The organism is Oceaniradius stylonematis (assembly GCF_003149475.2).
In the GTDB taxonomy this organism is placed as follows: Bacteria; Pseudomonadota; Alphaproteobacteria; order Rhizobiales; family Rhizobiaceae; genus Roseitalea; species Roseitalea stylonematis.
This window is the reverse complement of the sequence record NZ_QFWV02000005.1, coordinates 172,362-197,083: the sequence shown is the minus strand read 5'-3', so window position 1 is coordinate 197,083 and position 24,722 is coordinate 172,362. Positions and strand designations below refer to the sequence as shown.

At 61.5% G+C, this 24,722-nt stretch carries 25 protein-coding genes and 2 pseudogenes; 14 read left to right on the top strand and 13 right to left on the bottom strand.

What is annotated here, in order from left to right; all coding sequences use genetic code 11:
* Position 1: 1 nt before the first annotated feature.
* The 6 genes and pseudogenes from DEM25_RS09960 to DEM25_RS09935 all read right to left on the bottom strand — a co-directional run bounded on the left by DEM25_RS09960 (position 2) and on the right by DEM25_RS09935 (position 6,582).
* Complete coding sequence (locus DEM25_RS09960; protein ID WP_109769279.1) at positions 2–1,375, bottom strand: glutamine synthetase family protein; 1,374 nt, start codon at positions 1,373–1,375, stop codon at positions 2–4.
* Positions 1,376–1,507: 132 nt separating this feature from the next.
* The gene (locus tag DEM25_RS09955) at positions 1,508–3,130 is read right to left on the bottom strand and encodes a flavin-containing monooxygenase (RefSeq protein WP_158585236.1); all 1,623 of its coding nucleotides are present in this window, start codon (positions 3,128–3,130) and stop codon (positions 1,508–1,510) included.
* Positions 3,131–3,397: 267 nt separating this feature from the next.
* Positions 3,398–4,147: a glutamine amidotransferase gene (locus DEM25_RS09950; protein WP_109769277.1), complete on the bottom strand. Its 750-nt coding sequence runs from the start codon at positions 4,145–4,147 to the stop codon at positions 3,398–3,400.
* 598 nt (positions 4,148–4,745) lie between these two features.
* Positions 4,746–5,024, bottom strand: a pseudogene (locus DEM25_RS09945) (ATP-binding protein); the annotation flags it as partial.
* Positions 5,014–5,469: pseudogene (locus DEM25_RS18185) on the bottom strand (DUF932 domain-containing protein); the annotation flags it as partial. The pseudogenes DEM25_RS18185 and DEM25_RS09945, both read right to left, overlap by 11 nt.
* Positions 5,470–5,826: 357 nt before the next feature.
* Positions 5,827–6,582, bottom strand: a complete 756-nt coding sequence (locus tag DEM25_RS09935) for an IclR family transcriptional regulator (RefSeq protein ID WP_196780345.1) — start codon at positions 6,580–6,582, stop codon at positions 5,827–5,829.
* Between the two features lie 118 nt (positions 6,583–6,700).
* Between DEM25_RS09935 and DEM25_RS09930 the strand changes: the two genes are divergently transcribed.
* Genes DEM25_RS09930 through pcaF form a run of 3 tightly spaced genes read left to right on the top strand, consistent with a single transcriptional unit; the run spans position 6,701 to position 9,305 of the window.
* Positions 6,701–7,408: a 3-oxoacid CoA-transferase subunit A gene (locus DEM25_RS09930; protein WP_109769275.1), complete on the top strand. Its 708-nt coding sequence runs from the start codon at positions 6,701–6,703 to the stop codon at positions 7,406–7,408.
* Positions 7,405–8,091, top strand: a complete 687-nt coding sequence (locus DEM25_RS09925) for a 3-oxoacid CoA-transferase subunit B (RefSeq protein ID WP_120222708.1) — start codon at positions 7,405–7,407, stop codon at positions 8,089–8,091. Before DEM25_RS09930 ends, DEM25_RS09925 begins: the two co-directional genes overlap by 4 nt.
* Before the next feature lie 11 nt (positions 8,092–8,102).
* A complete protein-coding gene (pcaF, locus tag DEM25_RS09920) occupies positions 8,103–9,305 on the top strand; it encodes a 3-oxoadipyl-CoA thiolase (protein WP_109766504.1) in 1,203 nt (400 codons plus the stop codon).
* 343 nt (positions 9,306–9,648) lie between these two features.
* Here pcaF and pdxR read toward each other — a convergent pair whose 3' ends face one another.
* Positions 9,649–11,166, bottom strand: a complete 1,518-nt coding sequence (pdxR, locus tag DEM25_RS17610) for a MocR-like pyridoxine biosynthesis transcription factor PdxR (RefSeq protein ID WP_158585235.1) — start codon at positions 11,164–11,166, stop codon at positions 9,649–9,651.
* Positions 11,167–11,198: 32 nt separating this feature from the next.
* Here pdxR and DEM25_RS09905 point away from each other — a divergent pair, with 32 nt between their 5' ends.
* The 7 genes from DEM25_RS09905 (at position 11,199) to DEM25_RS09875 (ending at position 19,179) form a co-directional block, all read left to right on the top strand.
* Positions 11,199–12,731: an aminotransferase family protein gene (locus DEM25_RS09905; RefSeq protein ID WP_147393302.1), complete on the top strand. Its 1,533-nt coding sequence runs from the start codon at positions 11,199–11,201 to the stop codon at positions 12,729–12,731.
* Positions 12,732–12,850: 119 nt separating this feature from the next.
* On the top strand, positions 12,851–13,993 hold the full coding sequence (locus DEM25_RS09900; RefSeq protein ID WP_158585234.1) for an ABC transporter ATP-binding protein: 1,143 nt from the start codon (positions 12,851–12,853) through the stop codon (positions 13,991–13,993).
* A gap of 79 nt (positions 13,994–14,072) precedes the next feature.
* Entirely contained in the window at positions 14,073–15,098 is a 1,026-nt protein-coding gene (locus DEM25_RS09895) for an ABC transporter substrate-binding protein (RefSeq protein WP_158585233.1), read from the top strand.
* Entirely contained in the window at positions 15,095–16,351 is a 1,257-nt protein-coding gene (locus DEM25_RS09890; RefSeq protein WP_109766510.1) for an ABC transporter permease, read from the top strand. The genes DEM25_RS09895 and DEM25_RS09890 overlap by 4 nt, the downstream gene beginning before the upstream one ends.
* A complete protein-coding gene (locus DEM25_RS09885; protein WP_158585232.1) occupies positions 16,351–17,121 on the top strand; it encodes an ABC transporter permease in 771 nt (256 codons plus the stop codon). Before DEM25_RS09890 ends, DEM25_RS09885 begins: the two co-directional genes overlap by 1 nt.
* Positions 17,122–17,186: 65 nt before the next feature.
* Positions 17,187–18,668 carry an aldehyde dehydrogenase family protein gene (locus tag DEM25_RS09880; protein WP_109766512.1) on the top strand — a complete coding sequence of 494 codons (1,482 nt, stop codon included), beginning with the start codon at positions 17,187–17,189 and terminating at the stop codon, positions 18,666–18,668.
* A 313-nt stretch (positions 18,669–18,981) separates the two neighbouring features.
* Positions 18,982–19,179, top strand: coding sequence for a CsbD family protein (locus tag DEM25_RS09875; RefSeq protein WP_109766513.1), 198 nt, complete (start codon positions 18,982–18,984; stop codon positions 19,177–19,179).
* Between the two features lie 76 nt (positions 19,180–19,255).
* On the opposite strand, the gene DEM25_RS18310 is transcribed toward DEM25_RS09875, so the two are convergent.
* Entirely contained in the window at positions 19,256–19,699 is a 444-nt protein-coding gene (locus DEM25_RS18310; protein ID WP_120222706.1) for a DUF2254 family protein, read from the bottom strand.
* Positions 19,678–20,553 carry a DUF2254 family protein gene (locus DEM25_RS09865; protein WP_158585230.1) on the bottom strand — a complete coding sequence of 292 codons (876 nt, stop codon included), beginning with the start codon at positions 20,551–20,553 and terminating at the stop codon, positions 19,678–19,680. The genes DEM25_RS18310 and DEM25_RS09865 overlap by 22 nt, the downstream gene beginning before the upstream one ends.
* An 83-nt stretch (positions 20,554–20,636) precedes the next feature.
* Between DEM25_RS09865 and DEM25_RS09860 the strand changes: the two genes are divergently transcribed.
* Both DEM25_RS09860 and DEM25_RS09855 read left to right on the top strand, forming a co-directional pair.
* Positions 20,637–20,942, top strand: coding sequence for a hypothetical protein (locus DEM25_RS09860; RefSeq protein ID WP_147393301.1), 306 nt, complete (start codon positions 20,637–20,639; stop codon positions 20,940–20,942).
* Between the two features lie 40 nt (positions 20,943–20,982).
* Positions 20,983–21,246, top strand: a complete 264-nt coding sequence (locus DEM25_RS09855) for a DUF7218 family protein (protein WP_109766673.1) — start codon at positions 20,983–20,985, stop codon at positions 21,244–21,246.
* Between the two features lie 67 nt (positions 21,247–21,313).
* Here the strand turns inward: DEM25_RS09855 and DEM25_RS09850 are convergent, their stop codons facing one another.
* The 3 genes from DEM25_RS09850 to DEM25_RS09840 all read right to left on the bottom strand — a co-directional run bounded on the left by DEM25_RS09850 (position 21,314) and on the right by DEM25_RS09840 (position 23,397).
* A complete protein-coding gene (locus tag DEM25_RS09850; protein ID WP_109766516.1) occupies positions 21,314–22,300 on the bottom strand; it encodes a PAS domain-containing sensor histidine kinase in 987 nt (328 codons plus the stop codon).
* Between the two features lie 66 nt (positions 22,301–22,366).
* The gene (locus DEM25_RS09845) at positions 22,367–22,531 is read right to left on the bottom strand and encodes a DUF1328 domain-containing protein (protein WP_109766517.1); all 165 of its coding nucleotides are present in this window, start codon (positions 22,529–22,531) and stop codon (positions 22,367–22,369) included.
* 71 nt (positions 22,532–22,602) lie between these two features.
* The gene (locus tag DEM25_RS09840; protein WP_109766518.1) at positions 22,603–23,397 is read right to left on the bottom strand and encodes a response regulator; all 795 of its coding nucleotides are present in this window, start codon (positions 23,395–23,397) and stop codon (positions 22,603–22,605) included.
* A gap of 122 nt (positions 23,398–23,519) precedes the next feature.
* Between DEM25_RS09840 and DEM25_RS09835 the strand changes: the two genes are divergently transcribed.
* Both DEM25_RS09835 and DEM25_RS09830 read left to right on the top strand, forming a co-directional pair.
* Positions 23,520–23,717: a NepR family anti-sigma factor gene (locus tag DEM25_RS09835; protein ID WP_196780344.1), complete on the top strand. Its 198-nt coding sequence runs from the start codon at positions 23,520–23,522 to the stop codon at positions 23,715–23,717.
* Positions 23,714–24,259: a sigma-70 family RNA polymerase sigma factor gene (locus tag DEM25_RS09830; RefSeq protein ID WP_109766520.1), complete on the top strand. Its 546-nt coding sequence runs from the start codon at positions 23,714–23,716 to the stop codon at positions 24,257–24,259. Before DEM25_RS09835 ends, DEM25_RS09830 begins: the two co-directional genes overlap by 4 nt.
* Here the strand turns inward: DEM25_RS09830 and DEM25_RS09825 are convergent.
* On the bottom strand, positions 24,256–24,660 hold the full coding sequence (locus tag DEM25_RS09825; protein WP_109766521.1) for a response regulator: 405 nt from the start codon (positions 24,658–24,660) through the stop codon (positions 24,256–24,258). The two genes, DEM25_RS09830 and DEM25_RS09825, sit on opposite strands and share 4 nt — an antisense overlap.
* Positions 24,661–24,722: the final 62 nt, after the last annotated feature.

The following is a 24,722-nucleotide window of genomic DNA, read 5'->3' as shown; positions in this document are numbered from 1 at the left end:
ATCAGATGCGTTCGAAATACCGCATCATCTCCCAGTCTGTGACGGTCTCCTGTTCGAAGCTGCGCAACTCCTGAGCAGCAAAATTGACCAAATGCTCGTGAACGTCGGCACCGAGGGCCGACCGGACCTTCTCGCCGTTGGAGAACAACGAGACCGCCTCTCGCATGGTCGATGGCACGCGCGGCAGCGAGTGGTTTTCATAGGCATTGCCTTGGTATGTCTCGGGCGCCGCAAGGTTCGCCTCAAAACCGTCGAGACCGCTCGATACCAGTCCGGCAAGTGCCAGATACGGATTGGCGTCGGCGCCGGGCAAACGGGATTCGACGCGGAAGCTTGCCCCTTCGCCGACCAGCCGAAATCCGCAGGTTCGATTGTCCAGTCCGAGCACCATCTGGCATGGTGCAAACGACTCGTCCTGGAAACGCTTGTAGGAATTGATCGACGGGGCAGACAGGTAGCTGTACTCGCGACCGCCTTGGATCATGCCAGCCACAAACGACGCGAAACGGCGCGACATGCCCGCGGGCTCACCGGTTTCATGACTGATCGGCTGGCCGGTGTTCGCATCCCAAAGACTCGCATGGATGTGGCACGATGAGCCGACTTCCTCTATGAACGGTTTGGCCATGAACGTTGCGGAGTAGCCGAATTCGCTTGCGGCTTCCTTGACCCAATGCTTGTACAGAGCGTGCCGATCCGCCATCATCAGGGCGTCGCAATAATTCAGCGTGATCTCTTGCTGACCCAGGCCCCACTCGGTCTTGGCGTTCTCGACGGCGATGCCGGCGTCGGCCAATCGATCACGCACAAGCCCGATGAAGTCCTCGTCCCGTGTCGACTGGAGAAGATGATAATCGGCGCGATAGCGTGATGTCGGCGCGAGGTCGCGGTACCGCTTTTTCCACGCCTCATCATAGTCGGTCCTGAACAGGAAGAACTCCAGTTCGGTCGCACATTTGAGTGTCAGGCCTAGACCTTTGGCGCGATCCAACTGCTTTTTTAGGATCGTGCGCGGCGCCATCTGAAGAAAATCGCCCGTGTGCTCCTCGACGGCGTCGCAGAGAACCAATGCCGTACCATCCTGCCACGGCAGAATGCGAAAGGTTGTCAGGTCAGGCCGCATGATAAAATCACTGAATCCATCATCCCAGTTCGTCAGCTTGAACCCTGGCCGCGGCTCCATCTCCATGTCGGACGCAAACAGGTATGACGAAGCGTGAACACCACCCGCTCCCGACAGAGCCTCCAGGAACCCGTTCGTCGTCAAACGCTTTCCTACAAGCCTGCCCCATATGTCCGGAATTGCGCAGGCAACCGTTCGAATGGCGCCTTCCGAAAGAGACTTTTCCAACTCTGCCACGCCAACTGCATCCATCAAGTCAGGTCCTTTTCGGTGACGTACATGAAAACGCTCATGGTGGTTTTCGGGGACATCAGCATTGAGCCTCCCGGCTGAAAGGCAACCCTGGACGGCACCCGAAGGCGGCCATCGGGCGCATGCGACGCTCTATTCGACGCGAAAATCGGCATACCCGCTTTCAGCGGAGGCACGACAGGATCTTACATACTCCGGATAGTCCAGATGCGACATGAAGTTGCGGGGTTTGCCCGGCACGTTCGCGCCGACATACCAAGAGTTGGCCAAAGGATAGATGGTTTGTTCGGCCATCTCGTTCAGGGTCCTGCCCCAGCAGTCCTGCTTCTCCTGGATTGCTTCGATTTCGGATTTCCCTTGCCTGTCAATGGATTGGATGCAATCGACGATCCAATCGACCTCTGTCTCCGCAAGGGTAACCATGTTGGCAAGACCGGCCGGACTGCCAGGCCCGTTGACGATGAACATGTTTGGGAAGCCTGCCACACACAGGCCCAGATAGGTCCGCGGCCCGCTGTCCCAAACCGCCTTCAATTCCTTTCCACCACGCCCGCGAATATCGATCTTCAGAATTGAGCCGGTGAATGCGTCGAACCCTGTGGCATAGACGATCACGTCGAGATCGATATGTCCCTGAGCGGTAACAATGCCGGTCTCGTCGATTGCAAGAAGGGGATTCTCCCTCAGATCCACCAATTCAACGTTATCGCGGTTGAACATCTGGAAATACCCGTTATCGACGCACAACCGCTTTGCGCCGATCAGAGTGTCCGGCATCAGTCGGTCGGCGACATCCGCATCCTCAACGATTTCCCTGATTTTCTGCCGAACGAAGTCCGCGGCCGTCTTGTTGGCGTCGACGTCGAGATAGAGGTCTCCGAAAGCTGCCGTGAAACCCAGGCCGCCATACTGCCATCGCTCCTCGAATATCCTTTGTCTTTCGTCCTCGCTGACTTCGAAAGCACCGACATCATTGACATCGATTCCAAGGGCAGACCTGTTTGCGCGCGCGTGTTCGCGGATTGCGTCGTAATTCGACTTAAGGTGGGCGATCTCCTGGGCATCGAGCACCTTGTTCTGGGAGGGCACGCTGTAGGCCGGGGTCCTTTGCAGGAGGTGCAGCTTGCGCGCGGTCTTGGCGAGTTCCGGCGCGATCTGGGCGCCGGATGACCCGGTGCCAATGACGCCGACGCGCTTGTGAGCAACATCGGCGCCGTCCGTTTTCCAGCGGCCGGTATGGACACTGGTGCCCTTGAACGTCGACATGCCTTCGATCTTTGGAAAGATGGGCTCGGAGAGCGGACCGGTCGCGACAATGAAGAAACGGGCCCAAACCACCTCGCCTCCATCTGTCCGCACTTTCCAGAGCGAACGACTCTCGTCGAACTCGGCGGAGACGACTTTGGTTTCAAAGGTAATCTGATCGCGCAGCCCGTAGCGGTCGGCAACATGCGAAAAATATGCCTGAAGCTGGGGTTGGGCCGAATAGCGCTCGGGCCAGACCCACTCCTGCTGGAGCGCACGGTCGAAGCTATAGGAATACTCCAGGCTGGGCACATCGACGCGCGCACCGGGGTAGTTGTTCCAGTACCACGTCCCGCCAACCTCGGAACCCGCTTCAAACAGACGGACGGTCCGACCTTCCCGCTTCAAGCGCAACAGTGCGTAGAGCCCTCCTGCACCCGCCCCCACAACGACAGCGTCCAAGGTTTGCCGCTCATCACCCGCGATCGTTTTCTCACGTTTTTGGAGCAAACATCCCTCCATCCCAGTACTCAAGCGATGCCACCAGACAGCGGAACGAGAGGCACCCAATTGGAATAATGTTCCTTAGGTATGTTTTATAGACCTTTATGACATAATCAACAGGAAATTTTCCGGCGGCGCGATGCTGGAGGGGCGAGAGGGAAGAAAGTCCCGAGCGGAACGGCAAGGGCAAGCGGCGTGGCGACGAGCGAAAGCGAGCCCTCACGCAGAGTTCATGCACCGGTTGGCCCCGTGTCGAGATTGATCGGCGGGGAATCAATCGGATGTGCAACGCGACCGTGCCAACGCCACGAACCGCCGCATCAGCGCGGGCCCGTGCGGTGTGTCGTCAAGCAGTTCATCAATGCTTTTTCCGCTCTCGATCTCAGGTCCGGATGCGGACCAGATCGCCCTCATCATCTCCGCCGTGTATTCTGGATGAAACTGGACCCCCCACGCGTACGGACCCAGTCGAATGGCTTGGCAATTGTCGAGCGCGCTCGAGGCCAACGGCCGGACACCGTCCGGCAGAGCGGCAACGGTCTCGTGATGAATGGCATGAAACTTCGCCTTGTCGGGCAATGTGCCAAACAGCGCGTCGTCTTCGTGGCCAACAAACGATACGTCAATCGTACCGATCTCCAGCCCGGCCGGGTTCGGTTCGACTTGTGCCCCAAGCGCGTACGCCAGAAGCTGGTGGCCGAAGCAGACCCCAAACAGCGGAAGCCCTTTTCCAAGGGCGGTTCTGAGCCAATCGGCCGTACGTTCAACCCAGACCGAGCGATGGGAGACCATGGCCTCGGACCCGGTTACGAATGCCCCGGCGAACCCACAGACTCCATCCGGCAGACATTCTCCTTTGAACACTTCGACGACCGAAGTGTCGCAAAGCCCGATACCGGCCGCGTGTGAGAAAATGTGCTCAGAGTCACCGAAGCGTTTCGTGATATCGACACAAACATCGTCCAAGCTGCCCGTTTTCACGATCAAGAAACGGTCTTGCGACCCACCGTTCTGTCCAGTCATCAAGTCCCATCCCGCAAACACGATGTATCCGGGTTCACGCCACTCCCGGACTTCGGGAGCTCGGCGAGCGCACCAATTTTAAAAGGTCTACACAGCAGACCTTTATTGCTATAGCCGCATCAATCGGTGTTTGACAATAGCCGGCAACCCCAACCCAGGGAGATCAGAGCGCAAGACGTTGGTCGCGCCGCGGCCCGAGGACCTGCGGGCAGTAGCGTTTCCAGCAAGGTCTGGTTGGTGTGAGCGCCGGCGTAACGGCTTGCACTGCCGCACTCTGGTCGATCAGTTTTCGGACGTGCCGTGCGGTGTTCTCGATCGCGGCTTCGACTTCGGACCGTTTGTTCCGAAACCGCGTCGAAGGAAAAGGCACCAAGATCGAGTGAAGGTCGCCAGACCAGTCTGCAAGCGCAAAGCCGATAGCGGATATCCCAGGCGTGTGTTCATCAAGATTATCGGCCAACCGGTGTGTCTGACTGTCAATCGGCATCGAATGTTGACCCCTCATCGGCGTGCAATTTTGACCCCCTGCGGGATGATGCCGGCCGCGCGCGCGGAACGTTTTAATCTGCGCGCGACCGGTCTGGTGCTGATATCGAGGTCATGCCCGGCTCTTGAAGCGCCAGCTATCGTTGCGGCGCTCGACGATCTCGCAGTGATGAGTGAGACGGTCGAGGAGCACGATGGTCATCTTGGCATCACCGAAGACGCTGAGCCCTTCGCTCAAGGCCAGGTTGGTGGTGACAATGATCGAGGTGCGTTCGTAAACCTTGCTGATGAGTTGGAACAGCAACTGGCCGCCGGTGTGGGCGAACGGCAGATAGCCAAGCACGTCGAGGATCAGGAAGTCGAGGCGGGAGAGCAGATCTGCGGTTCTGGCCGACCGCGCAGAGATAGAGGCTCGCGATACCCAGCGTCTTGGCCCCGACCTCCGAGTTCCAACAATAAAAGTCCCGGAAGAAGAGATCGGGTGCGCCGTCGGGCAGCAACCCTACCTCGATTGGATTCAGATCGTCGGCCAGGAAGAGGAAGACATCGCGGTCCGAGGCGTAGAGCGTAGTGGTGTCCTTGGTGACTTCGACCATTGGATCGTAGCTGCCGGTCGACCAATCGAGCACGCCCGGTACCTTCCAGCGCGTGTCGCCGACGCCGTCGCCCGCGATGCACTGGCGGCGGAGACGATCTCGTGGTCGTAGATGCCGCCATAGTCCGGGGCTGGTGACGGCGCGCAGTTCGGTGCGGCCATATGCGGTTTCGAGCATCTCGACCTGCTAGGCGCGGCGGTTTGTGATGCCATATTGCAGATTGATGCCGGCGCGCGGTGCAGAAAGTAGCTTAATTTACGCCGAAATCTGTCCAACAATCGGGGAGTAGCTCACTCAGAATGCCGGCCTGCTTGCCATCGTCACGTGCGGCTTGCTTGATCCAACCGTGGATCGTTGCAACGCACGGTTTAAACTCGCGGGCAAGGTCATCAGCGCTACGACCAGCTCTGTGAAGCTCGACAATCTGTTCCCGGAATTCCGCCGGCTACGGGTTTCTCGTTCCGGGCATGTGAGCCCCTTTCCATCGCAGTCAAAAGTGTCCATCAAACCGGGGGAACTGCAACTCCAGTCCTTGCCGAACTGCTGCCCTCGCTCTTTGGTCGGTTTAGGTCCTTCGTGGATGCAGACGGTCGTCAATCAGTTTACCATCCGCCGCAGACCGTCCTGAACCTTCAGCAACGCCGGCAGGTAGTCGTTCACGATCTTTCTCGTCTCGGAATGTATCGCGGCCATCCCGGTATTCAGAGCCGCAATCACCTTGCCTCGGGCGTTGTACACTGGAACCGCGAGTGAGCGCAGACCGAGTTCAACTTCCTGGTCGATCACGGCATATCCATTCACCCGCACATCGGCGATCGTGTCCATGATGTCTTTCGGGTCGGTCAGGGAGTACGGCGTACGCGGTGTGAGATCGGACGCTTCGACCACCGCGCGGGCCTCTTCTTCAGGCAGTGCGGCCAGGAGCACGCGGCCCATCGACGTGCAATGGGCGGGAAGCCGCGATCCCGGCATCAGACCGATTGACATGACCCGGCGCTGGGCGGCGCGCGCGACATAAACGATGTCGGTGCCGTCGAGGATGGACGTGGAGACAGACTGGCCGATCTGTTCCGACAACTGGTCCAGCCAGGGCTGCACGATCTGCGGCAGGGGCAGGGCGGCCAGCGCGCCCATACCAAGCCTGAGAACCCGTGGCGTCAAACCGAAGAACTTGCCGTCATACTCGGCGTAGCCGAACTTGTGCAGCGTCAGCAGGCACCGCCGCGCCGTCGCGCGATCGAGCCCCGTCGCTTCGGCCACGTCGGCGATCGTCAGGCGCGGATGCTCTGCGCCAAAACACTCCAGAACGCGCAATCCCTTTGCAAAGGAGGCGATTATGTCGGTGTTGTTCACCATGCGCACACGCTGGTGCAGTTATTGAACAAATGTCAATATGCGCACAAATTTCCTTGTCTTGGCTGTCTATCCCGCCGATCACGACCGCGGAAGCCACGTTTGAGGGATCCGCGACATGAACAAGACAATCGCCTTCGCGAGCGAAGCGGTCGCCGGTATCGGTGACGGCACGACCGTCATGATCGGCGGCTTCGGCGGTTCCGGCGCACCGATCGAATTGATCCACGCCCTGATCGATGCGGGCCCGAAGAACCTGACGATCATCAATAACAATGCCGGCAACGGCCATGTGGGGCTGGCTGCGCTCATCGAGCAGGGCATGGTCGCGAAGATGATCTGCTCGTTTCCGCGTTCGGCCGATCCGAAGGTATTCACGGATCTCTATCTCGCCGGAAAGATCGAGCTGGAGATCGTGCCGCAGGGGACGCTTGCCGAGCGCATCCGCGCCGGCGGCGCGGGCATCCCCGCCTTTTACACCCCGACGAGCTACGGCACGGAACTCGCCGAGGGCAAGCTGGTGGCCGAGTTCGAAGGCCGCCACTACGTGCAGGAACGCTGGCTGAAGGCCGATTTCGCGCTGATCAAGGCGGAACTGGGCGACCCGCTCGGCAATCTCACCTACCGGATGGCCGCGCGCAACTTCAATCCGCTGATGGCGACGGCGGCCACGCGCACGGTCGCGCAGGTCACGCGCATCGTCGCGGCTGGCGAGATCGATCCCGAACAGGTTGTCACGCCGGGCATTTTCATCGACGGCATCGTGGAAGTGCCCGATCCGGAACAGGAAGAGAGCCTCAACCGCGAGGGAGCCGTTTATCCATGAGCGCCGCACTCGATACACTCAAGCTGTCCAGCGCGCAGATCGCCTGGCGCGCAGCGCAGGACATGGAAGACGGCGCCTATGTCAATCTGGGCATCGGCTTTCCGGAGATGATCGCGAAGTTCCAGCCGGAAGGCCGCGACGTTGTCTACCACACCGAAAACGGCGTGCTCGGCTTCGGCGAGGCGCCGGCGGCGGGCGAGGAAGACTGGGACCTGATCAACGCCGGCAAAAAGGCGATCACGCTCAAGCCGGGTGCGGCGTTCTTCCACCACGCGGACAGCTTCGCCATGGTGCGCGGCGGCCATCTCGACCTTGCCGTGCTCGGCGCCTACCAGGTTGCCGAGAACGGCGATCTCGCCAACTGGTCGACGGGCAAGGGCGGCGTGCCCGCCGTCGGCGGCGCAATGGACCTGGTTCATGGCGCGAAACGTGTCGCTGTCGTCACCGATCACGTGACCCGGAAAGGCGAACCGAAGCTCTTGAAGCGATGCGCCTTGCCGCTGACGGGGCTTGGATGCGTGACCAGGGTCTACACCTCGCTCGCGGTGATCGATGTCGAGGACGGCCGCTTCGTTCTGCGGGAGAGGCTGCCGCAATTGTCATTCGAGGATCTTCAGTCGGTGACCGGCGCTGAGCTGAAAATCCACGGTGATGTCGCGGACCTCGCCGTGCCGGAACTCTGAAGGACGATGTCATGCCCGACGCTTACATCTGTGACTACATCCGCACGCCGATCGGCCGTTTCGGTGGTGTGCTCTCCCCGGTCCGCGCGGACGACCTTGGCGCGATCCCGATCAAGGCGTTGACGGAACGCAATCGCGGCATCGACTGGGAAGCCGTCGACGAGGTCTATTACGGCTGCGCCAACCAGGCCGGCGAGGACAACCGCAATGTCGCGCGCATGAGTTCGCTGCTCGCGGGCCTGCCGGTCAGCGTTTCGGGCACGACGATCAACCGCCTGTGCGGCTCGGGCATGGACGCCGTCATCATGGCGGCGCGGGCCATCAAGGCAGGCGAGATCGAGATTGCGATCGCAGGCGGCGTGGAAAGCATGAGCCGCGCACCCTTCGTTGTGCCCAAGGCCGACACGGCGTTTTCGCGCAAGGCCGAGATCTACGACACGACCATCGGCTGGCGCTTCGTCAACCCGCTGATGAAGAAGCAGTACGGCGTCGACTCGATGCCGGAGACCGGCGAGAACGTCGCCGAGGACTTCAAGGTCACGCGCGAGGATCAGGACGCCTTCTCGTTGCGTTCGCAGGCCAAGGCCGCAGCGGCGCAAAAGAACGGCCGGCTGGCGAAAGAGATCACGCCGGTGACGATCCCGCAGCGCAAGGGTGCCCCGGTGATCGTCGATACGGACGAGCATCCGCGCGAGACCTCGATGGAGGCGCTTGCCAGGTTGCGCACGCCGTTCCGTGAGAATGGCAGCGTGACCGCGGGCAATGCGTCCGGCGTCAATGACGGCGCGGCGGCGCTGGTCATCGCCTCGGAGGCAGCGATGAAGAAATACGGGCTGACGCCGATCGCGCGCATCGTCGGCGGGGCGACGGCGGGCGTTCCGCCGCGGATCATGGGCATCGGCCCGGCGCCTGCGACGAAGAAGCTGTGCGCCCGCATCGGCTGGACGCCGCAGGATTTAGACGTGATCGAACTGAACGAGGCCTTTGCCAGCCAAGGCATCGCGGTCCTGCGCGATCTGGGCATTGCCGAGGACGCGGATCACGTCAATCCGAATGGCGGGGCGATCGCGCTCGGTCATCCGCTCGGCATGTCGGGCGCGCGGATCACCGGGACGGCGGCGCTCGAAATGCAGATGCGCGGCGGCAGGCGCGCACTGGCCACCATGTGCATCGGCGTCGGCCAGGGCATAGCCATTGCGCTCGCCGCCGTATGATATCTTGCATTATTCAGAAGTATTACATCATTTTTTATGAATTTCTGGCGCCTTTCTGCATAGTCTCTTCATTATGAACGCTAGAGGCATTATTCCATCAATCAGCTAGGTAAAGGGACACTGTTTCGTTCGAAGCATCATTTCTTTACTATATTAAAACATCTGCCCAGGAAAAATGACGCACCGCTTCGCCTGCTTCGACATGCGCGCCAATTGGCTCTCAAATCGCGTGCACAAAAAACTACGAGGCCATACCAGATGCAGTCTGCGAGGCATGGCGCAAGCTGACGGTGAACCCATGCACGATCTCCTCCATCGGAATGCGTGAATGGGCCCACGGCGGTCAATCGTTATGACCGTTGGTACAAGCACTTCGCGTGGTTTGCCCCGATCTGGTGATCTGGTCAAAAGCCGAGGCCAGTTTCTCCATGCCTTTCCTGATTTCCGGCTCTTCGGAAGAGGCAAATCCGAGCAAAAGGCCATTTGTCTTATCTCGGCCGATATAGAAGCGCGACAGCGTCGGCGCTACGACGCCTTTGTCGCGTGCCGCGGCCGAAAGGGCGACATCCGACAGATCTCCGTTCAGGTAAACCGTCTGCTGCATTCCCGTACTCGTCGGCTTGTAGGTGACGGCGCCTCCGATCTGGCGCTCTATCTCCCTGAGGAAGGTGGCGCGGCGCGCGAGATAGGCCTTCTTCATCTGCCGAACATGCTCGGAGAACCGGCCGTCGTCGATGAACTCTGCCAGGGCGAACTGGACCACCTTGCTGGCCGCCTGACCTGTGTGGTGCAGGGCGTTGGTGATGGCGGCGCACAGCTGCGGCGGAGCGACGAGGTATCCAATCCTGATCCCGGGCAACATGGTCTTGGAAAAGGTGCCCATATAGACCACCGAACGTCCCTGATCGAGGCTCCAGAGTGTGGAGATCGACGGACCCGCATAGCGGAATTCACTGTCGTAATCGTCTTCTATTATCAGCGCTCCAGAGCGCCGCGCCGCATCGAGAAGCTTTAGGCGCCGTACCAGTGAGAGCAGCACGCCTGTCGGACACTGGTGCGAGGGGCTGGTATAAATCAGCTTCGGCGCGGGGGTGATGTCGTCAGGGGGGTGAAGGCCCTGACTGTCGACCTCTATCGGCCGTATGGTCAAACCCGCGCCGCGAAAGGCGCCGCGCGCGCCGAGATAGCCCGGCTCTTCGATCCAGGCCGTATCGCCGATGTCGGTGGTGACCCGCGCCAGCAGATCGAGAGCGGCCTGCGCTCCGTTCAGCACCACGATCTGATCCGTCTCCGGGCGGAACCCACGGGTTGTCGCCAGATGGTCGGCAATGGAGCGCTTGAGTTCCAGGGTCCCGGCGATTTCGCCGTAGTCGAACCGCCTGATGGCGGACCGTCGGGCGGCGCGGTTGATGTAGCGGGCCCAAAGCTGGTGGGGAAAGAGGTCCAGCGCCGGCAGTCCGGCGGCGAACGATCTGTCCTTGTATTGCGGAAGATAGCGCGGACTGTCGCTCAGGCTCTCTCCGCGGCGCGAGAGCCGAATGCGTGAAAGGGACGGTTCGTCGATGACTTCCTTGCCGGGGCGGACCTCCCGCAGCGCCGGTAAATCGGCGACCTTCGTGCCCGCGCCCTGAACCGAAACCAGATACTGCTCCACGCAGAGCTGCTCGTAGGCTGCGGTGACCGTGTTGCGCGACAGGTTCAGTTGTTTGGCGAGCTTGCGCGTCGAGGGAAGATCGGTGCCGGGCAACAGGGTGCCGTCGAGAATTGCCTCGCGGATGCCGTCGAAGAGCTGCGTCGCGAGCGTGCGCTGGCTGTTGCGATCAAGGTCGAGGAATTCGAACAGCCCAACAAACCGCGCCACGGCACTCCCCCTTGTCCTCGTATTCTGTCGCCTTGCCGCACCGCGCGGGGGCAGAAGATCTCCTTTGCGACCGAATGGCCGCGAAGTGGTCCAATTATAAACAGATAATTGGCTCTGTTTCCAGATCCAGTTGGCCGGTAGCTCTCGGTTTCGATGTGAGAAACCGAAAGGCACGACGAATGACGGCATCGGCGCGACACGGATTGGATCTCGTTCACCAGTTCTCGGATCTTCAGGCCCATCGAAACGGCGAAACGACCACAATCGTCAGGGGTGAGGGCGTTCATGTCTTCGATGCCGAGGGCAACCGCTACATCGATGCGATGTCGGGGTCGTCCTGCGCCAGTCTGGGATTCCGCGACGAGCGTCTTGTCCAGGCGATGACGGAACAGGCCGGGAAACTGCCGTATTATCACCTCTTCGCGCAGAAGTCTCATGAGCCCGCGGAGCGCCTTGCACGGCAGCTCAGCGCGATGGCGCCCGAGCATCTGAACCACGTGCTCTTCGCCAATTCCGGTTCCGAGTCGAATGACGCGGCGATCAGGATCGTCCGCGCCGTCAATATCAGCCGCGGAAAGCCCGAAAAGCGACGGGTGATTGCGCGGCATGCCGGCTATCACGGCTCGACGACGCTCAGCGCGTCCGTCACCGGGCAGGCCCACATGCGTTTCGGGTCGGACAGCGTGTCCCCCGATGTCAGCTTCATTCCGGAGGTCTGCCACTACCGCCACGGCCACGACGGCGAGAGCGAAGAGGCCTATGCGGCGCGATGCGCGGCGGAACTGGAGGCGGCGATCCTTGCGGTCGGGCCCGATACCGTGGCGGCATTCATCGCCGAGCCGGTCATGGCATCGGCGGGCTGTCTCCTTCCTCCGAAGGGGTACTTTCAGTTGGTCGACGAGGTGCTTCGGCGCCATGATGTCGCTCTGATCGCAGACGAGGTGGTTTGCGCGCTCGGTCGCCTGGATTCGCCTTTCGGCTCGACCAGATACGGTCTTCGTCCGGATCTGATGACGCTCGCCAAACCGCTGACCGGGGGCTATTTCCCGCTGTCCGCGGTGCTGATGACCGACGAGATCTACGATACATTGACGCTTGAAAGCGCCAAATCGGGGTTGCTGGGACATGGGCTGACCTATGGCGGTCATCCGATTGGCTGCGCGGTCGCCAGCGCGGCGCTGGAGATCTATGCGCAAGCGGATTTCCGGGCAAACCTGCACGCAACCATCGCGACATTCGAGCGGCATCTGGCCGCGATCGCCGATTGCCCGATCGTCGGCGAAACGCGTAATGCCGGCTTGCTCGGAGCGCTCGAAATCGTGGCGGACAAGACGACGCGCCGGCGCTTTGATGCGATGGAAAACGTCACGCTGAAGATCGGCCGCGCGCTCCAGAAAAACGGAGTTATCACTCGCTGGACACGCGAGACCGTCAACTTGTGCCCGCCGCTTGTTATCTCCGAGGACGAGTTGGAGGTGCTGTTCGGCGCTCTGCGCGCATCGCTTGACCAGGTCGCCGCCGAAGTCGCGCACGAAGTGGAGGAGGGCCAAGCCTCCCTCGCATAAAGTGGACCTCCCAAAATCAGAAAAATGGCTCTGTTTCAGGGACAAATAGGATGGGAGGCTTTGCTCGGCGATCGGATGTCCCGGCGCGACCGCCGGGACATCGAAACAAGGAAACACCTTTGAACGACGGAACCGACATAGAGATTGCGCAGGGGGACGACGACTTCATTCGTTTTCAGGCTGTGAAGAAGAGCTACCCCGGCGGGGTCGATGTGATTGCCAATCTCGACCTTTCCGTAAGGAAGGGTGAGTTCATGACGCTTCTGGGTCCGTCTGGCTCGGGAAAATCAACCCTTCTGATGATGCTGGCGGGTTTCGAAAAGCCGACGGCCGGCACGATCGTGGTGGGTGGCCGGGATTTCACGCATATGCCCCCGAACAAGCGCAACATCGGTGTGGTCTTCCAGGATTATGCCCTGTTCCCGCACATGACGGTTGCCGAAAACGTGGGATACGCGCTCCGCGCCCGCCGGGTTCCGCGCGATCAGCAGGTCGAGAAGGTGAATGCGGCGCTGTCTCTCGTCAGGCTGGAGGGTTATGGCCATCGCCGGCCCTCCGAGCTCTCCGGAGGTCAGCGCCAGCGGGTCGCCTTGGCGCGGGCTCTGGTCTTCGATCCCGACCTCGTTCTGATGGATGAACCGTTGAGCGCGCTTGACCGGCAGTTGCGCGATCACATGCAAATCGAGCTCAAGCGGCTGCACGAGAAGCTGGGCCTCACGGTGCTGTTCGTCACCCACGATCAGGCCGAAGCGCTGACCATGTCGGATCGCGTCGTTGTTCTCAACGACGGTGCGATAGAGCAGGTCGGCAAGCCCGAGGACGTTTATCACCGCTCCGGTAGCTTCTTCGTCGCGACCTTTATCGGCGAGACGAACGTCATCGAGGCGACGCTCGACGAGATCGCGGAGGGCAAGGGCAGCGTTCGTCTTCCGAATGGCGTCCGGCTGACATGTCAGGTGAGTGGCGGGATGGTTCCGGGGCAGGGAGTCAAGCTTCTGGTCCGCCCCGAGCATGTCTGCGTCGAGGCGCGACAGAGTTCCACCGAAACAGGGCATTTCGACACTCTGCCCGGGCGCGTCGAGGAGCGGATTTTCTACGGCGATCACCTTCGACTGACCATCGCGACGAGCGGTGGCGGCTCGCTCGTGGCGAAGATCGAACAGCACGCAACCGATCAGAAATACGAAATCGGCGCCGACGTCGGAATCCGGTTTCTCCCCGATTACGTGAGGGCCTACCCGCTTGAAGAGGGCGCAACCTGAAAAGCGTCAAAAAAAGTCAACCTGACAGGAGAGAAGAATGAAACATATCTTGAAACAAAGTATCAGCGGGGCCGCAGGCATGGCCCTTCTCGCGGTATGCGGCGGTGCTGTCGGCACTGCGTCCGCGGAAGAGAGCCTGACGATCGTGTCATGGGGCGGCGTTGTTTCCGAGGCGCACAGGAAATCCTTCTGGGACCCGTTCACGGAAGAGAGCGGCATCAAGATCCTGGACGACTCCTTCAACGGCGAACTGAGCAACATCCGTGCCCAGGTCGAAAGCGGCACCATCCTTTGGGACATCGCCGAGCCGGAATTCGCGGAAGCGGCGCTGGGTTGCGAGGAGGGGCTTTTCGAACCGCTCGATACCAGCATCATCGACGTTGACGACATCCCGGCTGCGCATGTCACCCGCTGTTCCGTCACGTCCCTTCTCGCCTCGACGGTGCTTGCCTACAACGCGGCCGAATTCGAAGGCGAGGGGCCGCGAAGCTGGGCGGATTTCTGGGATGTCGACCGCTTTCCCGGACGTCGCGGGCTCAACTTTTCGGTCACCGACACGCTCATCGTCGCGCTCCTCGCCGACGGTGTGGCGGTGGATGAGGTCTATGAGGTTCTGGAAACCAAGGACGGACAGGACCGTGCCTTCGCAAAACTCGATGAACTGCGCGATCACATCATCTGGTGGCGTTCGGGCACGGAACAGATCCAGGGTCTCCTTTCGGGCGAGTATGTGATGGCTGCGGCCTGGAACGGTCGCGTGGCAAGCGCGGCGAAGACCGAGGGCGCGGATCTCGCCATGGCCTGGGAAGCCGGTCATATCTTGACCGGAAACCAGTGGGTGGTCCTCAAGGGGAGCAAGCACAAGGCGGCTGCGATGGGCTTCCTGGCTTTCGCGCTGCGTCCCGAACAACAGGCCGATTTCATGAACGGCATCGACTACGGCGTCATCAGCCGCAAGGCACATGAACTGATCTCGCCGGAACGGCTCGCGATCATGCCGGGAAACCCCGCTCTTGAAGACGATGCGGTGCCGCCGAACGCGAATTTCTGGCTCAACAACTTCGACACGCTCAACGAGCGGTTCCTCGCCTGGGCCTCGAGATGAGCTTTCTGTCTCCCGGGCGCACCGTGCGCCCGGGAGACAGTGGTCTTCAGACCTTAATCGCAGTCGGAACGGTCCGTATGTTTGCCAAAAACGCGCATATCGCGCTTCCCCTGATGCCTGCGCTGCTGTTCGTCGTCTTCGCGTTCCTTCTGCCCATCCTGTGGTTTCTCTCCCAGGCCACCAACGGCCGTCCGGTCGTCTCCGTCATTCCCGCAACGGCCGAGGCGATTGCCGGCTGGGACGGGGTGGGCCTTCCGCAAGACGATGTCTTCGAGGCGCTGGTCCGGGATCTGACACAAGCCGAGCCGGCGGATGTCGCTTCGCTCGCCCGGGAACTCAATTTCAGGCAAGCGGGCAACAGACGCCTCATCCTGCAAGCCGCCAGAGAACTGGAGGCCGATCTGGGGGGCGAAGCGCGCGCGCGGCTCGAAGCAATCAACGGCGCATGGGCAAGTCCGGAAATCTGGCGGGTGATCCGGCAGAGCGCGCGCACGTTCACGACCTACAACATCCTCGAATCCCTCGACCTCGAAGCGGGTCCTGACGGCGGCGTCTCCGTCAAACCCGTCGATGACAGGCTGTTTCTGGGCGTCTATGCCCGGACCCTCACGATCTCGCTGACGGTCACCGTGATCTGCGTTCTGCTCGGCTATCCGCTGGCCTATGCCGTGGCCAACGCGCCGGCCCGGACGGCGGCCATCCTCATGCTGTTGGTGCTTTTGCCTTTCTGGACGTCGCTTCTGGTGCGAACGCTCGCATGGATGGTCATCTTCCAGCGGCAGGGCATTCTCAACGGCGTTCTCATCGAGGCGGGCCTGATGTCGGAAGGGCTGCAATTCCTGCGCACGCGCTTCGCGGTGATCGTGTCGATGACTCACATCATGCTTCCCTTCGTCGTGCTGCCGCTCATCAGCGTGATGAAGAAGATTCCGCCCAACTATATGAACGCGGCCGAGTCCCTCGGCGCCGGCCGAATACGGGCATTGGTCAGCGTCTACCTGCCGCTGACCCTGCCGGGTCTCAGTGCCGGGGTCGTTCTGGTGATGACGCTGTCTCTCGGCTTCTACGTGACGCCGATGCTACTGGGCGGCGGCGGCGACCAGATGATCAGCAATCTCGTCGCCACCTTCGTCAATCGTAGCCTCAACTGGGGTCTCGCCGCCGCGCTCGGGCTCTGGCTGATCGTGTTCGCCATGGCATTCATCGCTGTCGTGGGCGGCACGCTTTCCAGCAAGAAATGGGCTGTTTCCTAATGCCCCATCTCTCGAGGATCCTGTACGGCACCTTCGTGGCGGCCACGCTTTTCTTCCTGGTGGCGCCGGTGATCGCGATCATTCCGATGTCGTTTTCCTCCGGCGAGTTCTTCATTTACCCGCTGCCCGGGTTCTCCCTGGGATGGTATGGCGAGATTTTGAGCGACGCCCGCTGGCAGCGCGCCTTCGTCAACTCGCTCGTGATCGGCGTCAGCAGCGCCGCCATCGCCACGGTGCTCGGGACGCTGGCCGCGCTGAGCCTGGTGCATATGCGCTCGATCTTTTCCCGCATCGCCTTCGGGCTTCTGCTGCTGCCGATGCTCGTGCCGGTGGTCATTGTCTCGGTCTCGCTCTTCTACTTCTACAGCAAGCTTGGGCTGGTCGGCACGCGGACCGGCTTGATTCTCGGTCATGCCACGCTCGGCCTTCCCTTCGTCGTTGTCACTGTTCTTGCGACCTTGCGAAACTACAACTTCACGCTCGACCGTGCTGCCCTAAGCCTTGGCGCCGGTCGTCTGCGCACCTTCCTCACGGTGACGCTGCCGCTCATTGCGCCGGGCGTTTTGTCGGGCGCCGTGTTCGCCTTTGCCGTATCGCTCGACGAGGTGGTGGTGACACTGTTCCTGGCCTCCCCGGAACACACCACGCTGCCGCGCGAGATCTTCAGCGGCATTCGTGAATCGATCAGCCCCGCCGTGGTCGCCGCGGCGACTGTGACGATCGGGCTCTCGTGCTGCCTGCTCGGCCTGCTCGCCCTCATTCGGCGCTAATTCGTTCGCGTCGCCCAGAAGCAGGCCCCATCACCACATGTTGTCTACCTGACTGGAGAAATCCCATGAACATCGAACCGCACCCGGATCGCGACACCCACGCAGACGACGGGGCGTTCTATATCGGCGGGCAATGGCAGACGCCGCAGGCAGGCGAGATGCTCGCCAATATCGATCCGGCAACGGAAAACGTCATCAATCACGTGGCCTGCGGTTCCGCCGCCGACGTCGACCGCGCGGTCGCGGCCGCCCGTCAGGCTTTTCCGGATTGGGCGGCCACCGGGCGTGAACAACGTCTCGATCTCCTCGACAGGGTGATCGAGGGATATGCCGCCAGGGAAACCGAACTGGCCGCCGCCATCTCGCTGGAACTCGGCGCTCCGATCGATCTTGCACGGAGCGCTCAGGTCGCGGGCGGGCTGTCTAATTTACGCGCCTATGCCGCGGCTCTTTCGAGTATGGAACTCTGCACGCCGTCTGTCGCGGGCAGCAAGACCGACATGCTTTTCAAGGAGCCGGTCGGCGTTTGTGCGCTCATCACGCCTTGGAATTGGCCAATGAACCAGGTGACGCTCAAGGTCGGAGCGGCGCTGGCCGCCGGGGCGACGATGATTCTCAAACCCTCGGAGCATCTGCCGGTGACCCATCGCATCTTTGCCGAAATTCTCCACGACGCCGGCGTGCCGGCCGGTGTCTTCAACATGGTGAATGGAACGGGCGAGGGGGGCGGTGCGCCTCTCGTGGCCCATGACGAGGTCGACCTGGTGTCGTTTACGGGGTCGACGCGCGCCGGCCTCGGAGTTGCGGCCACGGCGTCGCGTGCGCTGAAGCGAATGACGCTGGAACTGGGCGGCAACAATCCGGCAATCGTATTGAAGGATGCGGATCTTGAACCGGCCATCCGCTTCATCGTCGAGCAGGGCATGCGCAATTCGGGCCAGTCGTGCAACGCGCCCTCGCGGATACTTGTCGATGAAAGCCTCTACGAGCGTGCCGTCGAGATCGCGGCACGTTTCGCCAATGAAACCGTCGTCGGTTCGCCCCGGCAACCAGGAGGCCATATCGGCCCCGTCGCATCGGCGCTGCAGTACAGCCGCGTGCAGGACTTCATCACCCGATCGGTCGCCGCCGGAGGGCGCGTCGTCGCGGGTGGACCGGGCCGACCCGAGGGTTTCGAAACCGGATATTTCGTCCGGCCGACGATCTTCGCCGATGCGGATGACACGCTGGCCGCCTATGCCGAAGAGGTTTTCGGTCCCGTGATGTGCATGCGCGCCTTCCGTGACGAGGACGAGGCGATCGCGCTCGCCAACGATACCGAATACGGGCTGGCCGCCTATGTGCATGGCGGGTCCGCCGAGCGTATTCGCCACGTCACCAACCGGCTGCAGTCCGGCATGGTGCATATCAACGGCCATCTGAGAGCCTCGGGCACGCCATTCGGCGGCTATAAGCTCTCCGGCGTGGGGCGCGAGGGCGGCATCTGGGGTATCGAGGAATTTCTCGAGCTGAAGTCCGTATCGGGCTGGCCGGCAATGGTCGGTTGACGGTGGCAAAACTCGAGGGTCTGCCAATTGAAAACCGGTGAGGAGCGATGGCCACAACAGGTCAAACACTGGGGAGCGCTCATGGATGTGCTCCGGTAAGGAGCGTGATGAGCTGGACGTCCGAGTCTTTTCGTCAAGTCGAAGCCTTCTTGTTGGCACTGACTGCCGAAAACTGCCGCGGCTTTCCGAAATACGCTACTTCGTAGCCGCCGCTGGGAATGGAAGCCTGCGGCGGGCGGCAAGAGTCTTTTCAGGGAACGGCTGGCCCTGTCCGGCGTTTCCTCCAAGGACATCAACCGCAAAGGAGTTATCCATGAATTGGGACCAGATCGAAGGCAAATGGACCGAGTTCAAGGGCAAGGCGCGCCAGAAATGGGGCGAGTTGACCGACGACGAACTCGATCAGGTGCAGGGCAATCGCGAGGAACTGGCCGGCAAGATCCAAGCCAAATACGGCAAGACCCGCGAGGAAGCCAAACGCGAAATCGACGAATGGGCCGACTCGGTCTGATCGCGTCGCGCAGGCCAGTCAGGAGGCCGCCCTTCGGGGCGGCTTTTTGCTGTGCGGCGGAAAAGCGTCGCTCGCATCAGCCGGTCGTGCCGTCGCGGCCCAAGATCGGGGCAAGCCGGTTTGCCAGAAAATCGCGGTCGGCATCGAGTGGATCGGTTCTTTCGAACGAGGCCATCAGCAGCATGGCGTGCCGCTCGAAGATCGGCCCGACTTCATCATCGGCAATGTCATGCAGCCGCATCAGCGCGTCGGCGATGTTCTGCACCATCAGGAGATTGCCGGCCGCCGCGCGTCGCAGCGGGTGGAATGCCGTGTTGACGATGTCCTCGACCGTCAGGCCGGGAATGCTGACGCGGACGACGCCGTCCCCGTCGCTGATAAGGCGCTGGCGCAATCCCCTGTAGACCGGCGTCACGAAGGCTGCGCTGAGCCGATCGACGCAGGCGATGGCCGTGAACGTGTCGTTGACGCCCGGCNGACAGCGCGCGCAGCGCGATCTCAAGCAGCACGCTGATCGCATACTCGATGTCGTCGCCCGACCCGCGCACCGGGGAGAGGGTCACCGAACCGGCAAACGCTTCTTCGATGGCACCGCGTTTGCCATCGCCCGCATCGCTGAANAATGCTGGCCAGAGCCTGCCCCCTGAGGACGAAGGTTCCCGGCTTGTCGACGATCTCGACGCGCACGTCGAACTGGTCGGCCAGCGCGGTCAGACGCTGTTCGTCGATGCCGACAATATAGCCGTTTTCGCCGGCGGTGATTTCGAACGCCGCCGCGTCACCCCGGTCGAACGACGCATCCAGGGCTTTGTCATCATTGTCGGCGACGATTCCGGTGAGGCGCTCTTCCAGTTGGGTGGAAATGGCGGCGATCTCCTCGTCGATCGTCACGCTGCGCGAAACGGTGTGAACGAAGAAGATCAATTGCAGCACCGCGATCACGGCGAGGCAGAACGCGATGGCGATCGAAACGCCCGGCACCGTATCGGGGCCGGTCTGGTGCAGGATGGTCAGGGAGAACAGGAAGGTGCCGCCGAGAAGGCCGGCGGTCACCTGATTGACACGGTCGCCGGTGAATCGCCGCAACAGCCGCGGCGCGATGTTGCCGGCGGCCAGGGTGAAGACGACCAGCACCAGCGAATAGACAAGGCTCAGCGTCGTAATCGAAGCGCCGGAGATCGTCGACAGGATTGTGACCGCCGTTTCGTAGTCGGTCTGGAGGATGCGGTAGAGTTCGACCGCATCGCTGCGCGCCAGCATCCGGTCGAGCCGAAGCGCGATGAACGCGCTCAGCCAAAGTGTCAGCGCAAGCGCGCCGGGCACGGTGATCAGCCCCCGGACGCTGCCCAACTGCCTCAATGCACGTCCGATCATCGATCCTGCCACCATCCGCATCGAAAACGCGGGAACCCCCAACCCGGTTCCCGCGTTGGGAAGGTAAAGAGAGGAGATCGATAATGACAGTGATGAAGGACATGAACCAGTCGGACCGCAAACACACCGGGGACGGTACCGGAGACGATGCCGACAAAACGGCCCAGTCGATCACTTCGCGGGACATCAGGGCCGTCGCGATTTCCGCCGAACCGGTCGATGAACGGCTGGCGGCGCTCAAGAGCATGAAAACCGAGCTCGAGGCCCGGCTTTCGGCCGATGGCGGCGGCGATCTGGCTCCGCTGGTCGAGGAAGTCGACAATGCGATCGAGAACCTGTCAAGCGCCGGCGGCGAAGCCGGCGTGCGGTCGGCGACGGCGTCCGAATGAGCCGCCGGCCTGAGACCCTCAACGAAAAACGGAAATGAACATGGCCTCCAGCCACGGGCCGTCCGTCAAGGACGATGAAACCTATGAGGCGCTCCGCGACAAGGGCGCGTCGAAGGAAAAGGCGGCGCGCATCGCCAATGCACAAGCCTCCGAAGATCAGGACCCGTCCGCAAAGGGCGGGTCCGCCAAGGCCTATGAGGACTGGTCGAAAGCCGACCTTTACGATCGTGCGCGCGAACTCGACATCGAAGGCCGTTCCTACATGTCGAAGAGTGAACTGATCGACGCATTGCGCAATCATTGAACTGGCCAAGGCAGGCGCCCGGGAGGGTAGCAAGGCTGAAGCACGCCCGCGCGCAGCGATCCTCGCATTACCGGAATTCGGTAAAATTGACGGACAGCCGGTAGCTGACGGTATGATTGTCCACGTCGAGTTGGGCTTCGCCGTTGACTGCGGACGGGACCACTCGTTCGAGCACGGTGCGACTGAATCCTTTCTGCGTTTCCGCGTCCTCTGGCTGGACGCGGCGTTCCTCGGTCCATCGGATTTCGGCGACAGGAGTGCTGCCTTCCTGGGCCAGGATGTTGCAGTCGATCCGGATGGTGCCCCGGGAATCGAGGAGCGCGCCGTTCACAAGTGCGTCTGTCACCAGTTCGTGCAGGGCCAGCCCGATATGGACCGCCGCCGACGGCGAGAAAGTGGGATCGTCGCCCGCGATCTCGATGCGGCTTGCCCCGAGCGGCACCACATCGGTCACCTGCAACTTGACCAGTTCGCTGAAACGCGCGCCGCGCCAGTCGCTGTCCGTCACCGCATTCTGCGACTTGGCGAGCGATTGGATCCGGCCGGTGAAGGCGCGCACGAACCCGTCCACGGATCGCGACGACCGCGCGGTTTGCGAGGCAAGGCTCAAAACCATGGCGAGCATGTTCTTGGACCGGTGGGCCACCTCCATCAGCAGCGTCTTGAGCGTTTGTTCGCGAATCTTCTCCTCGGTGATCTCCACCGAGGAGCACAAGAAACCCGACGTCCGGCCAGCCTCATCACAGGCCGGCCTCACCGTGACTTTCAGGAAGCAATCCTTGCCGTCCGCGGCGACCGACGACAGCGTCTGCAGTTCCAGCGTCACAGGCTGGCCCGATCGTCGGGCATCATCTTTTGCTGTTGCGAACGCGGAAGCGCTGGCGCCATTGAACACATCGGCGTCGCTCAGGCCGACCAGGTCTTTGCGTGCCCAGACCGATTGCTGGTTCTCGAACCATGCAAACCGGCCGTCTGCGGTCTGAAAGAAGATCGTGACAGGCGATCCTTCCAGTGCGATGGCGAGACTGTTGTGATCGGGCTCGTGGACGTTCATGGAATCAATGGACGAAAAACGGGCGGGAAAACCCGCCCGATTGATCAGTTGTCAGACAGTCGCGCCTCAGACTTTCCGGAAGAAGCGGAAAGCCAGGCTGACGACGAACAGCACCAGAAACAGGAAGAAAAGAACCTGCGCGATGCCGGCCGAGGCGCCGGCGACGCCGCCGAACCCCAAAACGCCAGCAACCAGTGCCACGATAAGAAACATGAGTGCCCAACCAAGCATGATGATCCTCCTTCGATGTGATCACCTGTCTAACGGCTTGAGCGCGCATCGGGTTCCGCCCATGGCGCGGCTTACGCCGCCTTTTTTGATGATTCGTCGAAAAAAAGTGCCTGGCTGATCAGTGCCGAGACCATGGCCGGCTGGAACGGCTTGGTGACGAGATAGGCCGGCTCGGGGCGCTCGCCAGTCAGCAGGCGTTCCGGATAGGCGGTGATGAAGATGACCGGCACCTCGACCGACTGCAGGATCTCGTTGACGGCATCGAGGCCCGAGCTGCCGTCGGCCAGGTGAATGTCGGCAAGAACGATACCCGGGCGCTCCTTGCCGAAGAGCGCCACCGCTTCCATATGGGTGCGCGCGATGCCGGTGACCCGGTGTCCCAGATCCTCGACCATCGCCTCCACATCCATCGCGATGAGCGGTTCGTCCTCGATGATCAGGACGCTGGTCGCCACTTGTCCCGCAATGTCTCGAGCGGCCTGTTCCAGCAGTTCGTCCGCCTTTCCGGCCTCGATGCCGAGAATCTGTGCGGTTTGCTTGGGCGAAAACCCCTCGACCGCTGTCAGCAGAAAAGCCTGGCGGGCCATGGGCGCGATGGCCTGCAGATTGCGCTCGCCGCGGGCCTGTTCGGCCGGTACATCCGGGTCCGCCTTCAGATTGATATCGACCGAGGACCACAAATCGAGGAACGATTTGTACAGTGCGAGCTTTACATCATCGAGATCGGGAAAATTGGCCCGGTCGGCCACCAGTGCCTCCAGCAAGGCGGCGACATACGTGTCGCCGGCGCGCTGGGATCCGGTGAGCGCCCGCGCGAAGCGGCGCAAAAGAGGGACATGGGGTGAAATCTGTGCGGCTAGCGACATGTGAACTCCCTGCCGGCTCTTGAGAGATGAACGGTATTTGAACGCGCGCGAGACAAAGTGGTTCCATTTTTTCGGAACTTTTTTGCCAACGCGGCGTTCCGGGATAGATGGATTGAGGAAAGATGCAATCAATGGGCTTGGCAATGGACACATCGAAAGACGGAAAGGCCCGTCCGCTCAACGAGATGGCTGTGCGGCAGATCGGGAAAAAGTTACGGGAATCGTTCGACGAGGTCGTCAAGGAACCGGTCCCCGACCGGTTTGCGGCCCTGTTGGACGAACTTGAAAAGTCCGAAGGACAGCAGGGCCAGGACCAATGACCGCTCATGCGGACTTCAAGGCGGATCTGCTGGGCGCCATTCCCAATCTGCGCGCATTCGCCCTGTCGTTGACCGGAGCCGGCGATCGGGCGGACGATCTCGTCCAGGAGACGCTGGTCAAGGCCTGGCACAAGCAGGCAAGCTTCCAGCCCGGTACGAACATCAAGGCATGGCTCTTCACCATCCTGCGAAACGAGTTCTACTCGCAGATGCGCAAGAAGGGGCGTGAGGTTTCGGATGCGGAAGGCACGCTGACCGAAGCCATGGCGGTTCATCCCGACCAGATGGGAAAACTCGATCTGGCCGACATGCAGCGGGCTTTGCAGATGCTGCCCGACGACCAGCGCGAAGCGATCATCCTGATCGGCGCGTCGGGCATGAGCTACGAGGAGGCGGCCGAGGTTTGCGGCTGCGCGACGGGCACCGTCAAGAGCCGGGTTTCGCGCGCCAGGGCCCGCCTGGCGGCCATTCTCGACATCGATGACGCGTCGGAGTACGGTCCGGATGCAGTGGCGACCCATGTAATGGCGAAAACGGCCTAAGTGTCGTTCGATCTGGCGCCGAGCGCATCGCGAAAAGCCTGGCCGACCTCTTCGGCGCCAAACGGCTTGCGCAAAACGGCGTCGGCATTTGCCACCAACGGATCCTTTTCCGGGTCGCCGTCCGTCGTCATGACGATCAGTTTTCCGCCGGTTGAGCCAAAGAATTCGGCGACGCTGCGACGCTCGCCATCGGCCGACCGGTAGTCGACAAAGCAAACATCGGGAGAGACGACATTTTCCAGCATGTGACGCAGCGCCTCGCGAACCCGCAAAACGAGGACATGACGGGCGCCCAGATCGTTGGCGATCTGTTCGACATCCATGGCGATCAGCATCTCGTCCTCGATGATGAGAACGGTCTTGTCGGCAAGCAATTGCGGCATGGCGATCGGGTTCAACATGGGGAATCATTCCCCTTACCGTTCCTGGGAGCGGTCTCATTACCCGCTCCGCATCCGCCCGT